The organism is Arthrobacter horti (assembly GCF_030731045.1).
Lineage (GTDB): Bacteria > Actinomycetota > Actinomycetes > Actinomycetales > Micrococcaceae > Arthrobacter_E > Arthrobacter_E nanjingensis.
Window position 1 is genome coordinate 47,328 of the sequence record NZ_JAVALS010000003.1, and the last position, 13,640, is coordinate 60,967.

Below are 13,640 nucleotides of genomic sequence, written 5' to 3' on the forward strand. Positions count from 1 at the left end.
AGTGGAACATCACCGCTCTGCTAACGTCAAGGCATGGCCCGGCCCAGCACCCAGACAGCGCGACGCGAAAAGCTCGTGGCGGCCGCCCTGGACGCGGCCTCGGAGCGCGGTCTGCGCTCCATCTCGATGACCGACGTCGCGGCGAAAGCCGGGCTGACCAGGGGCGCCGTCCTCTACTACTACGAAGACCTGGATGAGCTGCTGGTGGAGGCGCACCGCGCCGGCGTCGCGCGCTTCTGCGACGCGAGAGACGACGCCGTCGCCACCGTTCCGGACCCGGCCTGGCAGCTCGCGGAGGCCATCCGCCGCGGCCTGCCGAGCGGCCCGGACGACGCCCTGATGCGCCTGCTCTACGAATTCGACGTGCTGGCCGGCAATTCGTCCCTCCACCACGAGCTGGTGGAGGGCATGTACCTCCGGCAGCTCGCCACCTACCGCGGTATCCTGGAACGCGGCATCGCCAGCGGTGACTTCACGCTGCGGCTGCCGGCGGACACGCTCGCCATGAACCTCGTGGCACTCGAGGACGCGTACGGCCTGCACATCACCGCCGGGAACAGCCTCATCACCGTGGCGTCGGCGGAACAGGCCATGCGCGACGCCGCGGCCGCCCTGGGCGCGGCGCCTAGGATGCTGGAATGAACGAACTCGTGCTGACGGTCGTCTTCGGGGCGATCTTCCTGTATCTCCTGTACTTCACCATCAGGGCGGGCGTCCGCGACGGGATCAAGCAGGCCCGCCGGGACGACCGCGACGCGGACTCGGTGCTCTGACACCGTCACCTCGGCGCCCCGCCCCGCTCCCTTTCGCGAGACGGCACTTAATCGCAGTGTTTGCGCCAAACACTGCGATTAAATGGCGTTTCGCGGGGGCGTGGGAGAGGCCTACTCCGCCGTCTTCTTCTCACCGGCCTTGGCGACGACGGCGGCCAGCTCGTCTTCGCTGAGCAGCTCCGGGTGCCGGTGCTTGGTGCGGTAGCCGGCGCGGCTGATCATGTGCGCGGAGATGGGCACGGTGAGCAGCTGGAACAGCCAGGCCAGCAGCAGTACCGGCCACACCACCCAGGTGCGCAGCTGCAGCCCAAGCGCCACCAGGACCAGGAACATGCCCAGGACCTGCGGCTTGGAGGCGGCGTGCATGCGGCTCATGAGGTCCGGGAACCGCACCATGCCGATCGCGGCGCCCAGGCTCAGCAGGGCGCCCGCGGCCAGGAGGATCCCACTGGCCACGTCCACCACGGAATCCCAGTTCTCAGCGGTCATCCTCAGTCTCCCTCCGCCCGGTGCCGTCGTCCGGCACACTCCGGTCCTGCACGAACCGCGCCACGGTCACGGACCCGATGAAACCCACCACGGCCAGCGAGATCACCAGAACCAGGTTGTTCAGGTTCCTGTTGACCGCCATGTCCAGGAGCAGTGCCGTCACCACGATGCTCAGCAGCACATCGGAAGCCAGCATGCGGTCCAGGAGGGACGGCCCCTTGGCGATCCGGTAGATGGCGGCCGCGGCGGCCAGGCCCAGTGCCACCTCCGCCACGGTCACGAACACGGGGTTGATCATGCCTGCACCTTCCCGGCCTGTTCCGCCTTCTCCGCCTTGAGCCGCAGCACTTCGGCCTTGGACCCCATGATCAGGATGAGCTTGGCCTCGATCCGCCGCACATCGGCCCTGACCTTCGCAGCGTCCTGGGGCGTGTGCACATTGAGCGCGTGCAGGTAGAGGGTGGAGGTGGAACGGTCCACGTCCACCACCATGGACCCGGGGATCCAGGAGCTGACGTGCCCCACGGCCGTGAGGATCAGGTCCGAATGGCTGCGCAGCGGAACACGCAACACGGCATTGCGCACCTTCGGCCCCTGAACCAGCGCCACCCAGGTGACCTGCAACGATGCCCACGCCGTCCGGCTCAGGACCTCCAGCGTGAACAGCGCCGCGCGAGGCACGTTGAATCTGCCGGACAGCTGCACGGGCGGCAGATAGAACACGCGCGTCACGGCGAGCGCCAGGAGCGCCCCGAAAAGCAGCGTCCCCGGGCTGAAGTCCTGCCACAGCACGGCCCACACCAGCACCAGCCAGATGAGGAGCGGGATCTCCTGCAGGAGGCGGATCTTGCGGCGGTGCGGGCTCATCGGGCACCTCCTTCAGCGGCCGGCGCTCCAGGAACTGCCGGCACCACCGCCTGCTGGCCCAGCACGGCGTGGATGTACGCGTCCCGGTTGAGCATCTGCGCGGCCGAGCGGTCGGCGACGCCGAACAGCGGCCCCGCGAACACGGTGAGCGCGACGCCGAAGACCACCAGGGCCGCTGTCGGCGCCACCATGCCGCGCGGCATGAGGCGGCGCGCTGCCGCACCCGTGGCGAGGAGCTCCGGGGCCGGGTCCTCGGCGTCGTCCGTGGTGCGCCAGAAGGCCCGGTTCCACACACGGGCGATCGCCAGCAGCGTCAGCAGGGAGGCGAGGACGCCGCCCACCACCAGCACCATCGCCAGCCCGGTCCCCTGGGCCACACCGGCCTGCAGGAGGCCCAGCTTGCCCAGGAAGCCGGAGAACGGCGGGATGCCGGCCAGGTTCATGGCGGGCACGAAGAACAGCACCGCCAGGAGCGGCGAGAGCTTGCCCAGCCCGCCCAGACGGTCCAGCGAGGAGCTTCCGGCCCGCAGTTCTATCAGGCCCGCCACCAGGAACAACGAGGTCTGGATGGTGATGTGGTGCGCCACGTAGAACACGGCCGCCCCGAGCCCGGCCGCGGAGCCGAGCGCCAGCCCGAACACCATGTAGCCGATGTGGCTGACCAGGGTGAAGGAGAGCAGACGCTTGATGTCGTTCTGGGCGACGGCGCCGAGGATGCCCACCACCATGGTCAGCAGCGCCACGATCATGAGCGGCTGGTTCAGGGTGTCACCGGGGAACAGGAGGGTCTCCGTCCGGACCATCGCGTACACGCCCACCTTGGTCAGCAGGCCCGCGAACACGGCGGTGACGGGCGCGGGTGCGGTCGGGTAGGAGTCCGGCAGCCAGAAGGACAGCGGGAACACGGCGGCCTTGATGCCGAACGCCACCAGCAGCATGACGTGCAGAAGCGTCTGGATACCGGGGTCCAGCTGGGCCAGCTTCCCGGCCAGATCGGCCATGTTCACGGTGCCCGTGGAGGCGTAGATCATGGCGATGGCGATCAGGAACAGCAACGAGGACACCACGGACACCACCACGTACGTCACGCCGGCCCGGATGCGCTGCTCAGTGCCGCCGAGCGTCATGAGGACATAGCTGGCGGTCAGCAGGATCTCGAAACCCACGTACAGGTTGAAGAGGTCGCCGGAGAGGAACGCGTTGGAGACGCCCGCGATCAGGATGAGATAGCTCGGATGGAAGATCGAGACCGGGCCGTCATAGCCGGACTCGCTGGCACCCTGGGCCGAGGCGTAGATCAGCACGCACAGGCTCACGGCGGATGACACCACCAGCATGAGCGAGGAGAACGCGTCCACCACCATGACGATCCCGAACGGCGGGAACCAGGCGCCCAGCCGGACGGCGGTGGTGCCGCCGTCCCAGCTGGAGGCCAGGAGGAGCGATTCCAGCGTCAGCGTCAGGGACAGCACGGTCACGCTCACCGCGCGCTGCGCCCGCGGGTGCCGGATGAGGGTGAACGCCAGCGCCGCGCCCAGGATGGGCAACAGGACGGCCAGCGGGGCGAGGTGCGCGAGGTTCATGCCCGGCCCCCGTCCACGCCGCGGCTTCCGCCCTCAGGGGGCGCGACGACGCCGCCCGCCCCCTTGGAGGGCACTGCGTCGCTGGAGGGCACGACGGCGGCCGCCGCGGCGCCGTCGTCGGCCATGCCGCCGTCGTGCGCGTCACCGCGGCCATCCGCGCCGCTGCCGAGCGGGAACTCGGTGGTCTCGTCCGGGATGGGGGCGTCATCCTCGGCGTCGAAGCTGGGGGTGTTGGCCACTTTCCGGTCTTCCGTGTCGTCCGCGATGACGTCCTGGCGGCCCAGGATCCAGGTGCGGTAGATGATGCCGAGCATGAACGCCGTGACCGCGAAACTGATGACGATCGAGGTCAGGATCAGGGCCTGCGGGAGGGGGTCGTTGTAGTCCTTGGGGTCCGTGCCCTTGGTGAAGAGCGGGGCGAGCCCGGCGTAGCCGCCCGTGACCAGGATCAGGAGGTTGGTGGCGTTGGCCAGGAGCATGAGCCCCAGGGTGACGCGGGTGAGGCTGCGTTCCAGCAGGAGGTAGATCCCACAGGCGTAGAGCACGCCCATGATCAGCAGGAGGGTCATATTGGCACTCAGGCCCGTCTCAGCGCTCATCGTGCGGCCACCTCGCTTTCCTCCTCGAGTTCCACATCGATCTGGGCCCCGAAACCGCGGAGCACGTCCAGGACCAGGCCGATCACCACCAGGTAGACCCCTATGTCGAAGAAAGTGCTGGTCACGAACTTCACGTCGCCGAACACCGGCAGGGTGAAGTGCAGGATGGCCGCTTGGAACACGTTCCCGCCCAGCAGGAACGGCGCCAGTCCGGAGACGGCGGCGAGGGCCAGGCCGAGGCCCAGGACCAGGCCGGGGCTCATCCGCAGCGCCTCCGCGAGCTCGAAGCGGCCACCGGCCAGGTACCGGATGGTCAGCGCCATGCCCGCCATGAGGCCGCCCGCGAAGCCGCCGCCGGGCAGATTGTGGCCGGCGAAGAGCAGGTACACGGAGAACACCACCATGGTGTGGAAGATCAGCCGCGTGACCACCTCGAAGAGGATGGAACGGCGCTCGGGCGCCAAGGTGCGGCCGGCCACGAGCCACGGGTTCCGCCGCACGCCACCCACCGTGCTCGGCGAGGCGCCGAAGCGGCGGGCCGTGGCCAGTGCCGCGGCGGCCAGTGAACCCGTCGGCTGCTTGGCCACACGGCCCACACTGCCGGTCTCCACCCCGGCGCTGCGGCCCAGGCTGTGCCCGATCGAACGGACGAAGATGAGGCTGGCCACGCCCGTGGCGGCCAGGGCCAGCACGGAGATCTCGCCGAAGGTGTCCCAGGCCCGCAGATCCACCAGGGTCACGTTGACCACGTTCAGGCCGCCGCCCTGCTCGTAGGCGAGCTTGGGGAAGTCCAGGGAGATGGGAGTGGCCACGCGGGCGTCCGCGGCGAACAGCGCGAACACCACCATGGCCGCGCCGAACGCCAGGCCCAGGACCACGCGGATCACCCGGTACCGGCCGCCCGTGCGGTCCCGCAGTTCAGGGGGAAGGCGGCGCATGGCCAGCACGAACGCCACCAGCGCCACGGTCTCCACGAGCATCTGGGTCAGGGCCAGGTCCGGCGCGCTCTGCAGGGCGAAGATGAGGGCCATGCCGTAGCCGGTGACGGAGACGAACAGGACGGCCATGAAACGCTTGTTGGCCTTGACCGCGCCGAACGCGCCCACCACGATGCCGAGGCCGATCAGCCACTGCAGCGGCGAGCCCGGGTCGATCCAATAGAGCTTTGACGGGATGGGCTTCCCGTTCCAGAGCAGCACCCCAACGGGTACGGCCACGGCGACGGCGAGGATCACCACGAGGTAGAAGAACAGGGAACCGCGCTGCGTGCGGCCCGTGACCCAGACGGCCACATCGTCCAGGGCGCCGATGACGTTCTGGTAGGCCTTGTCCGCCTCCGGGATTTTCGGCAGTGACGACTGGAACCGGCTCACCGCGTCCCGGCCCCAGACCAGCAATGAACCCACCAGGAAGGTCACGGCGGTCAGGCCCAGGGCCGGCGTGACGCCGTGCCAGAGTTCCAGGTGGCCGGCGGAGGTTCCCCCGTGACCACCGGCGTCACCCGGCGCGCCCGCTGCGAAGAGCGCGGCGTACGGCTGGATCCAGGAATCCACCGGTGCCGGCCAGACGCCGTAGACCACGCTGAGAACGGCCAGAAGGGCGGGTGCGGCCAGGAAGGAGAAGCGGATCGGCTTGAACGGGGTGGGCGGAACGCCCGGTTTCATGGCGAACGCGCCCCATATGAACCGCGCGGAATATGCGAACGTGAGTATGGATCCGAGCACCATGCCCGCCAGGACCACCGGCCCCCACGGCGCATGGCCGGCTTCTCCGGCCCACTCCACGAACGCCGTGAACACGCTCTCCTTCGCCACGAACCCCGCCAGCGGCGGGATGCCCGCCATGGACGCCGCGGCGACCACGGCCACCACGCCCAGCGCCCGGGAGGAGCGGAAGACGCCGGAGAGCTTGCCGACGTCGCGCGTTCCGGTCTGATGGTCGATGATGCCCACCACCAGGAACAACGCCGCCTTGAACAGGCCGTGGGCGAGCAGGAGCCCCAGCCCTGCGAGTGCCGCCTCCGGCGTTCCCAGGCCCACCACCATGGTCAGGAAGCCCAGCTGGGACACGGTGCCGAACGCCAGGATGAGCTTGATGTCCTTCTGCCGCAGGGCGCGGTAGCCGCCCACCAGCATGGTCGCCAGGCCGAGCGTCAGGATCACCGGCAGCCAGCTGTCCGCGCCGGACAGCCCGGGAGCCAGGCGCGCCACCAGGTAGATGCCCGCCTTCACCATCGCGGCGGCGTGCAGATACGCGCTCACGGGGGTGGGCGCGGCCATCGCGCCCGGCAGCCAGAAGTGGAAGGGGACCAGCGCGCTCTTGGTGATGGCCCCCACCAGCACCAGCACGACGGCGACATTCAGCGCCGCCATCGCGGCGCCGTCGTGTGCGGCCAGCAAAGCCGGCGCCCGCTCGAGGAGGCCGGAGACGCGGCTGGTGCCCGTGAGCTGGGCGAGCATGATGAGCCCGATCAGCATGGTCAGGCCGCCGGCCGTGGTCACGATCAGCGCCGTGAGGGCCGAGCGGCGGGCGGAGATCCTGGCGCGCGCGTAGCCGATGAGCAGGTAGGACAGGATGGTGGTCAGTTCCCAGAAGACGAACATCAGGATGAGGTCGTCCGCGGTGACCAGGCCGAACATGGCGCCCGCGAAGGCCAGCAGCTGGGCGCCGAAGCTCCCCAGGTTCGCGTCCTTGTCCTTGAAATACCGGGCGCAGTAGGCCAGGACCAGCGCACCGACACCTAAGACCAGCAGGCACATGACCCAGGAGAGCGGGTCCATCCGGAACGTCAGATCCAACTGGAGCTCCGGGATCCAGTCCACATGTTCCGTCAGGCCCTGGCCGTAGGCGGCGGGGTACTGGAAGATCAGCCACACGAACGCGGCGGCCGGTGCGGCGGCCAGCACGTAAAACGCGTTCCTGCCCATCCCTGCGAAGAAGACGGGCGCCAATGCGGCGACCGCGAAGAGGGAACAGAGGACAAGAATCACGTGGTCTTCACCTTCCGGTGTCGCCGGCCGCGGGCAGTCCTGTCGTCCGGAATGATTCCTTGAACAGGTGTCTTTCCATTTTATCAAGTGGATGGTTTCGAAATGATTTCGTCGCCTTTCCGACCCGATGGACCGCTACCATTCGTCCTATGAGCGCCGATGCCCTCCCGCCCGCCCTGAGCGACACCGCCGTCCTGGAACCCCGCAGGCAGCGCAGCATGGTGCTGGCCTGGGCCTCGTGGGACTGGGGCTCCGCCTCCTTCAACGCCGTGATGACCACCTTCGTCTTCACGGTCTACCTGACGTCCTCAGCGTTCGGCGGGCAGGACCACGCCTCCGGCGTGCTGTCCGCCGGCTTCGGCTTCGCCGGGCTCGCCATCGCCCTGCTGGCGCCCGTCACAGGTCAGAGGGCCGACGCCGGAGGGCGGAGGAAGCTCTGGCTGGGTGTCTACAGCGGGGTGGTGGTGCTGCTCATGGCGCTCTGCTTCTTCGTCCGGCCCCAGCCGGAGTACCTGCTGTTCGGCGTCATCCTCATGAGCGTGGGGCACGTGTTCTTCGAGCTGGCGGGCGTGAACTACAACGCCATGCTCACGCAGATCTCGACGCCGGCCACCATCGGCCGCGTGTCAGGGATCGGCTGGGCGGCGGGCTACGTGGGCGGGATCGTGGCGCTGCTGCTGGTGCTGCAGCTCTTCATCCAGCCGGCCTTCCACTGGTTCGGCGCCAGCACGGACGATTCGCTCAACATCCGGCTCGTGGCCCTGTTCTCCGCCGTGTGGTTCGGGCTGTTCGCACTGCCCGTGTTCTTCCGGATCCCCGAGCCGCCCAAGGTGCCGGCGGAGGCCCGGATCGGCTTCCTGCAGTCCTACGTCCTGCTGTTCCGGCGGATCAAGGCCCTGTATCGCAAGGCGCCGCACACCATTTATTTCCTGCTGGCCAGTGCGGTGTTCCGTGACGGCCTGGCGGCGGTGTTCACCTTCGGCGGCGTGATCGCGGCCGGGACCTTCGGGTTCCAGCTCAAGGAGGTCATCTTCTTCGCCGTCTTCGGGAACGTGGTCGCCGCCGTTGGCGCGATCCTGGGCGGGTTCCTGGACGACCGGATCGGGCCGAAGCGCGTGATCGTCCTGTCCCTGCTGGGGCTCCTGGTGGCCGGGACCGCCATCCTGGTGCTCGGCAACGAGACGTATTCCCTGGGCGGCATGCAGTGGCACGGAACCCTGACGTTCTGGGTGTTCGGCCTGCTCCTGTGCCTGTTCGTCGGCCCGGCCCAGGCCTCCGCCCGGGCATTCCTGGGACGCCTGGCACCCGACGGCGAGGTCGGCGAGCTCTTCGGCCTCTACGCCACCACCGGCCGGGCGGTCTCCTTCCTGGCGCCGATGCTTTTCAGCATCTCGATCGCCATCGCCTCCCAGCTGGTCCCGGCCGGGCAGGCACAGCGCTGGGGCATCCTCGGCATCATGGTGGTGCTCCTGGCCGGCCTCCTGGTCCTGCTCCCGGTCAAGGCTCCGTCTTCCTCCCGTTGAGTGCTCAGTTGTGGCGGCTTAAAGCGGTCAAATCCCGCCACAACTGAGCAGTCAACACGGGTGCCGGGCCAGATTCTCCACATGCCGGAAGTCTCGAGGGATCTCGCACCGCCCAAGCTGGTCCCATGGCCGGATGAGAGCGCACCGACTGCCCGAACAATTCCGGTCCGGATCCTTCACCACCGTCGAGGCGGACGGCGCGGGCCTGTCCCGGAGCCGTCTGCGGGCGAGCGACCTGGACGCCCCGTCACGGGGTATCCGCGTGCCGCTGCGCGACGATTCATCATTGCTTCAGCGCCTCCGGGGCTACACCGCGCTGGATGACGCCTCGGTCGTCTCCGAGCTGACAGCGGCACGCGCGAGAGGTATCTCGCTTCCCCCTTGGGTGGACGACACCATCCATCTCTCACGCACCAAGGGAGGAACGCACCCTCGCCGCGCCGGCGTCGTCGGGCACCGAACCCTGCTTCTGCCGGACGAGGTGGAGCACCTCGACGGCGTAAGGATCACGTCGCCGGCCCGGACCTGGCTGGATCTGGCGCACCATCTGCCACTCTGGGATCTCGTGGCGGCCGGAGACCATCTGGTGAACGAGCATGGCCCGGACCATCCGCATCCGCGCGAAGCGATCTGCACCCTGGAACAGCTCCGCCGCACCACGATGGCTCACCCGAAGAAGAAGGGCAAGCGCAACGCACTGGCTGCACTGGACCTGATTCGCGTCGGTGCGGACTCGCCGAAAGAGACCGAGATGCGCCGGGTCCTCATGGATCACGGGATGCCCGAACCGACGCTCAACGTCGTCCTGTACGGGGAGTGGAGCAGGCCTGTCGTATGGCCCGACGTCGCTTACCCCGAGTTCCGGATCAGTCTCCAGTACGACGGCAAGGTCCACGGCGAGGAGCAGCAGTACGAAAGGGACATCCGACGGGCAGCCCTTACCGCGGAACTCGGCTGGGAGGAGGTCCGTGTGAGCGCTGGGGACCTTCGGGGAAAGTGGCCCTCCATGATGCCAAAGGTCCGCCGGGCGCTCCTCCGCGCAGGATGGACGGAATGAGCCGGTTGAGTGCTCAGTAGTGGCGACTTGTGGGGCGCCGAAGCCGCCACAACTGAGCACTCAACGTCGGGTGGAGAGGACTAGGCTGGAGTCATGCACGTGGAAGAAACCGAACTCCCCGGCCTCGGGGTGCGGAAAGACTTCATGACCGCCAGCGGACGCAGGATCGGCGTGGTGGTCCACCGTGATGGCACCACGGAATTCATCCTCTCCACCTGGGACGACCCGGACACCTGCCAGGCCTCCATCCCGCTGACCAGCCAGGAGACCACCACCCTGGCCCAGCTGCTGGGCGGCCAGCTGATCGTCAACCAGCTCACGGAGGAGCACCGTGACGTCCCGGGCATCGTGACACGCCAGTTCTCCATCCTGCACGAGTCCCCCTTCCGCGACCGCCCCATGGGCACCGCGTCGATCCGCACGCGCAGCGGCGTGTCGATCGTGGCGATCATGCGGGAAGGCGAGGTGATCCCGTCCCCGGGCCCCGACGTCGTTCTCCACGCCAGTGACCTCCTGGTCGCGGTGGGCACTCTCGAAGGCCTGGACAAGGCCGCCGAGATCCTCCGCAAGGGGTAGGAGTGGACCAGCTCGCCCTGACCCTGATCGAGCTGGGAGGCGTGGTCTTCGTCCTCGGCCTCCTGGCCCGCCTCGCCGGGCGCATCGGCATGTCCCCCATCCCGTTCTACCTGCTGGGCGGCCTGGGCTTCGGCGCAGGCGGCGTGATCCAGCTGGGCGGCATCCGCGATTTCAGCCACCTCTCCGGAGAGATCGGCGTGATCCTCCTGCTGCTGATGCTCGGTCTGGAATATACGGCGGACGAGCTCTTCACGGGCTTGAAGAAGTCCTGGAAAGCCGGTGTGATGGACGCCGTCCTGAACGCCATCCCGGGCGCCGCCGTCGCTCTCCTGCTCGGCTGGGGCCCCGTGGGCGCGCTGGTGATGGCGGGCGTCACCTACATCTCGTCCTCCGGCATCGCCGCCAAGACCCTGACGGACCTGGGCCGCCTCGGCAACCGGGAGACGCCCACGGTCCTCTCCGTCCTGGTGTTCGAAGACCTGGCCATGGCCGTCTACCTGCCCATCCTGACCGCCACACTGGCCGGCGTCGGGTTCTTCGGCGGGCTGCAGGCCGTGGCGATCGCGCTGGCCGTGATCAGCGTGGTGCTCCTGGTCGCCATGAAGCACGGCCACCGGGTCTCCGCGATCGTGCACAGCGAGAACGCGGAAGTGTTCCTCTTGACCGTCCTGGGCGCGGCCCTCCTGGTGGCAGGCATCGCCTCCGCCCTGCAGGTGTCCGCCGCGGTGGGCGCGTTCATGCTGGGCATCGCGATCTCCGGCGCCACGGCGCACAACGCCACCCGGATGCTGGAACCGCTGCGGGACCTGTTCGCGGCCATCTTCTTCGTGGCGTTCGGCCTGAGCACGGACGCCACCACCATCCCGCCGGTGCTCGGCTGGGCACTCCTGCTGGCCCTGGTCACCACGCTCACCAAGATGGTGACGGGGTGGTGGGCCGCGGGGCGTGCCGGGATCGGCAAGCCGGGCAAGGTGCGCGCCGGGGCGGCGTTGGTGGCCCGTGGCGAGTTCTCGATCGTCATCGCGGGCCTCGCCGTCACCTCCGGTGCGGTGCCGGCGCAGCTCGCCGCCCTGGCCTCGTCCTACGTGCTCATCATGGCCGTCCTGGGGCCGCTCATCGCCCGCTACATCGAGACCTGGGCCAAGCCGTTCATCCGCCCGCGCAAGGCGGCCGTGGCGAACGCGGGTGGAGCCACCTGAGCCTCAGGCGGTGACCGCGTCCCGCCCGGTGGAAGGCGCGACGGCGGCCGGGCCGGCGGCGTCGTCCATCACCGTCGACTTCCCGCGCAGCAGCCCGCGGATGCGCCAGGCGGCCACGATCGCGAGCACGCTGAACGCCAGGTGCATGCCGAGGAACACGTCGCCCAGGCCGGAACCGAGCAGCAGACCCGCGATGAGCGGGCCGGCGGCGGAGAACGCCGTCTGCAGCGCACCGACCACGCCGAGCGTCTGCCCCACCATGCCCGCGGGTGCCAGCGACGCCGTCAGCGGGCTGAGCACCGGGCTGTAGACAGTCTCACCCACAGCGAACACGCCGTATGTCAACACGAACAGCGCGGGCGCCACACCCGGCAGGAACTGCGCCGTGGACAGGATCAGCCACGACAGGACCCACACGCCGCCCACGGCCATGAGCAGGACGGGCGCGGAACGCTTGGCGGTCAGGCGCACGACGACGAGCTGCAGCGCCACGATGACCAGGCAGTTCACCGCGGCGGCCGTGCCGATCACGGACGGTTCGGCGTGCAGCACCGTGAGGGCGTAGGCGGGGAGGCCCGATTCGAACTGGGCGTAGAAGCCCAGTGCCAGGGCGATGGTCAGTACGGCGGTCCAGCGCATCGCCGGGGTGGCGAAGATGGTCCTCAGAGCACCGCGGCCGCTGCCGGGGGCCTCGTCCGGGAAGTCCGGGCTCTCCAGCTCCGCGCCGGCGGCCACCTGCGCCGGGAGCCATCCCGCGACGGCGATGAGCGCCGAGGAGATGACGAAACCGGCGCCCGCCATGAGGAAGCCGGCGGCCAGACCGTCGGGACGCCCCAGGTCCACCACCAGGCCGGCCAGGAAGGCGCCCGCGGCCATGCCGAGGGACTCACCGGTGAACTTGTAGGCGAAGACCTTGCGGCGGTCGCCGCTGGAGGACCACTGCAGCGCCAGGACCTGCTTGGCCGGCACGGACGCGGACAGCCCGAGTCCGAAGGCGAGCATGCCGAGCAGGAACGGCACGGGGCTCTGGACGAACATGAGTGATCCGACCGCGACGGCGCCGAACAGCTGTGCGACGACGGTCACCGCCACCGGGTTGAAGCGGTCCGCCAGTCGTCCGGCCAGGGGCGAGGCGACGAGCGCGCCGAGGGAGAAGAGCGAGGAGGCACCGGCTGCGGTCAGAGCGCCCCAGCCGCGCGTGTCCGCAGCGTACGCGTACTGGTACGGAAGCACGGCTCCCCAGCCGAGCGAACCGATGGCGGACGCGAGAATGAGCAGTTTCGCGCGCATGAGGGCACCCCCTTGGATCCGGTGGACGACGCCTGCTGAACGAAGTGCGGCCACCCTCCCCGGTCAGGATGAGAGCGGCATCACTTCTATTTCGACGTCTAATATTTCGATGTCGAAATATTATCAGATGGAAGAACCGTGGGAGGATGATTTTCATGCCCGCACAGCAGTCCAGCGCCCAGGAAGAGCACCGCAAGAGCGTCGCGGCGTACGTCTCCGCGGGCGGCGAGGAGACCGTGCAGCGGGTCATCACGGCCGTGCAGTCTCTCAGCCGGAAGCTGGACCAGTGGTACGCCCGGCAGCTTGCGGACCTGGACCTCTCCGCCGGCGAGTGGGGCGTGATGACGGCCCTCGTCAAGGCGAAGGAGCCCCTCACGCCCACGCAGCTGGCGGATCTGGGCAATGTGGCACCGTCCTCCATGACGCACCGCCTGGACAAGCTGGCGGAGCGGGGGTTGATCGAGCGCACCCCGGATCAGAGCAAGCGGACCCGTGTGTTCGTGAGCCTGACGGAGGAGGGCCGGCAGCTGTTCACCCTGGCCATCCAGGGCTCCAATGTGGTGGAATCGGACGTCCTGAAGGACCTCAGCCGGCCCGAGGTGACCGAGCTCGCCCGCCTCCTGGAGGTCGTGATCGCCCGCCTGGACGACGTCGACGCCTGAGGTTCCGCGCGCCGTCGTACGCCCCAGGGCAG

Annotated in this window: 14 protein-coding genes; 7 read left to right on the forward strand and 7 right to left on the reverse strand. The window is 68.9% G+C overall.

The annotated features are described in order from the left end of the window. Nucleotides 1-33 precede the first annotated feature (33 nt). Entirely contained in the window at nucleotides 34-642 is a 609-nt protein-coding gene (locus Q9R02_RS06225) for a TetR/AcrR family transcriptional regulator (protein ID WP_305995802.1), read from the forward strand. Then, nucleotides 639-773, forward strand: coding sequence for a hypothetical protein (locus tag Q9R02_RS06230; RefSeq protein WP_305995803.1), 135 nt, complete (start codon nucleotides 639-641; stop codon nucleotides 771-773). The genes Q9R02_RS06225 and Q9R02_RS06230 overlap by 4 nt, the downstream gene beginning before the upstream one ends. Nucleotides 774-884: 111 nt before the next feature. On the opposite strand, the gene mnhG is transcribed toward Q9R02_RS06230, so the two are convergent. From mnhG to Q9R02_RS06260, 6 genes are read right to left on the reverse strand one after another with little or no spacing between them, the layout of a single operon-like run. Then, nucleotides 885-1,262 carry a monovalent cation/H(+) antiporter subunit G gene (gene mnhG, locus Q9R02_RS06235; RefSeq protein WP_305995804.1) on the reverse strand — a complete coding sequence of 126 codons (378 nt, stop codon included), beginning with the start codon at nucleotides 1,260-1,262 and terminating at the stop codon, nucleotides 885-887. After that, on the reverse strand, nucleotides 1,252-1,560 hold the full coding sequence (locus Q9R02_RS06240; RefSeq protein ID WP_305995805.1) for an MrpF/PhaF family protein: 309 nt from the start codon (nucleotides 1,558-1,560) through the stop codon (nucleotides 1,252-1,254). Before Q9R02_RS06240 ends, mnhG begins: the two co-directional genes overlap by 11 nt. After that, nucleotides 1,557-2,129 (reverse strand): Na+/H+ antiporter subunit E, encoded by a 573-nt coding sequence (locus tag Q9R02_RS06245; RefSeq protein ID WP_305995806.1) that lies wholly within the window; start codon nucleotides 2,127-2,129, stop codon nucleotides 1,557-1,559. The genes Q9R02_RS06240 and Q9R02_RS06245 overlap by 4 nt, the downstream gene beginning before the upstream one ends. After that, nucleotides 2,126-3,712: a Na+/H+ antiporter subunit D gene (locus Q9R02_RS06250; protein WP_305995807.1), complete on the reverse strand. Its 1,587-nt coding sequence runs from the start codon at nucleotides 3,710-3,712 to the stop codon at nucleotides 2,126-2,128. Before Q9R02_RS06250 ends, Q9R02_RS06245 begins: the two co-directional genes overlap by 4 nt. Then, entirely contained in the window at nucleotides 3,709-4,293 is a 585-nt protein-coding gene (locus tag Q9R02_RS06255) for a Na(+)/H(+) antiporter subunit C (RefSeq protein WP_305996082.1), read from the reverse strand. The genes Q9R02_RS06250 and Q9R02_RS06255 overlap by 4 nt, the downstream gene beginning before the upstream one ends. A gap of 14 nt (nucleotides 4,294-4,307) precedes the next feature. Then, a complete protein-coding gene (locus Q9R02_RS06260) occupies nucleotides 4,308-7,301 on the reverse strand; it encodes a Na+/H+ antiporter subunit A (RefSeq protein WP_305995808.1) in 2,994 nt (997 codons plus the stop codon). A 149-nt stretch (nucleotides 7,302-7,450) separates the two neighbouring features. Between Q9R02_RS06260 and Q9R02_RS06265 the strand changes: the two genes are divergently transcribed. From Q9R02_RS06265 to Q9R02_RS06280, 4 genes are all read left to right on the forward strand, one after another. Further along, nucleotides 7,451-8,824, forward strand: a complete 1,374-nt coding sequence (locus Q9R02_RS06265; RefSeq protein ID WP_305995809.1) for an MFS transporter — start codon at nucleotides 7,451-7,453, stop codon at nucleotides 8,822-8,824. A gap of 133 nt (nucleotides 8,825-8,957) precedes the next feature. Further along, nucleotides 8,958-9,881 (forward strand): putative endonuclease domain-containing protein, encoded by a 924-nt coding sequence (locus Q9R02_RS06270; RefSeq protein ID WP_305995810.1) that lies wholly within the window; start codon nucleotides 8,958-8,960, stop codon nucleotides 9,879-9,881. A 93-nt stretch (nucleotides 9,882-9,974) separates the two neighbouring features. Next, complete coding sequence (locus Q9R02_RS06275) at nucleotides 9,975-10,457, forward strand: cation:proton antiporter regulatory subunit (protein ID WP_305995811.1); 483 nt, start codon at nucleotides 9,975-9,977, stop codon at nucleotides 10,455-10,457. A gap of 2 nt (nucleotides 10,458-10,459) precedes the next feature. Beyond that, nucleotides 10,460-11,656, forward strand: a complete 1,197-nt coding sequence (locus Q9R02_RS06280; RefSeq protein ID WP_305995812.1) for a cation:proton antiporter — start codon at nucleotides 10,460-10,462, stop codon at nucleotides 11,654-11,656. Between the two features lie 3 nt (nucleotides 11,657-11,659). Here the strand turns inward: Q9R02_RS06280 and Q9R02_RS06285 are convergent, their stop codons facing one another. Continuing rightward, entirely contained in the window at nucleotides 11,660-12,946 is a 1,287-nt protein-coding gene (locus tag Q9R02_RS06285; RefSeq protein ID WP_305995813.1) for an MFS transporter, read from the reverse strand. 155 nt (nucleotides 12,947-13,101) lie between these two features. On the opposite strand from Q9R02_RS06285, the gene Q9R02_RS06290 reads away from it, so the two are divergent. After that, nucleotides 13,102-13,608: a MarR family winged helix-turn-helix transcriptional regulator gene (locus Q9R02_RS06290; RefSeq protein WP_305995815.1), complete on the forward strand. Its 507-nt coding sequence runs from the start codon at nucleotides 13,102-13,104 to the stop codon at nucleotides 13,606-13,608. Nucleotides 13,609-13,640: the final 32 nt, after the last annotated feature.

Coding starts and splice junctions, on each gene's coding strand:
- Q9R02_RS06225 (WP_305995802.1), top strand. CDS start 34: ATGGCCCGGCCCAGCACCCAGACAGCGCGACGCGAAAAGCTCGTGGCG.
- Q9R02_RS06230 (WP_305995803.1), top strand. CDS start 639: ATGAACGAACTCGTGCTGACGGTCGTCTTCGGGGCGATCTTCCTGTAT.
- mnhG (WP_305995804.1), bottom strand. CDS start 1,262: ATGACCGCTGAGAACTGGGATTCCGTGGTGGACGTGGCCAGTGGGATC.
- Q9R02_RS06240 (WP_305995805.1), bottom strand. CDS start 1,560: ATGATCAACCCCGTGTTCGTGACCGTGGCGGAGGTGGCACTGGGCCTG.
- Q9R02_RS06245 (WP_305995806.1), bottom strand. CDS start 2,129: ATGAGCCCGCACCGCCGCAAGATCCGCCTCCTGCAGGAGATCCCGCTC.
- Q9R02_RS06250 (WP_305995807.1), bottom strand. CDS start 3,712: ATGAACCTCGCGCACCTCGCCCCGCTGGCCGTCCTGTTGCCCATCCTG.
- Q9R02_RS06265 (WP_305995809.1), top strand. CDS start 7,451: ATGAGCGCCGATGCCCTCCCGCCCGCCCTGAGCGACACCGCCGTCCTG.
- Q9R02_RS06270 (WP_305995810.1), top strand. CDS start 8,958: ATGAGAGCGCACCGACTGCCCGAACAATTCCGGTCCGGATCCTTCACC.
- Q9R02_RS06275 (WP_305995811.1), top strand. CDS start 9,975: ATGCACGTGGAAGAAACCGAACTCCCCGGCCTCGGGGTGCGGAAAGAC.
- Q9R02_RS06285 (WP_305995813.1), bottom strand. CDS start 12,946: ATGCGCGCGAAACTGCTCATTCTCGCGTCCGCCATCGGTTCGCTCGGC.
- Q9R02_RS06290 (WP_305995815.1), top strand. CDS start 13,102: ATGCCCGCACAGCAGTCCAGCGCCCAGGAAGAGCACCGCAAGAGCGTC.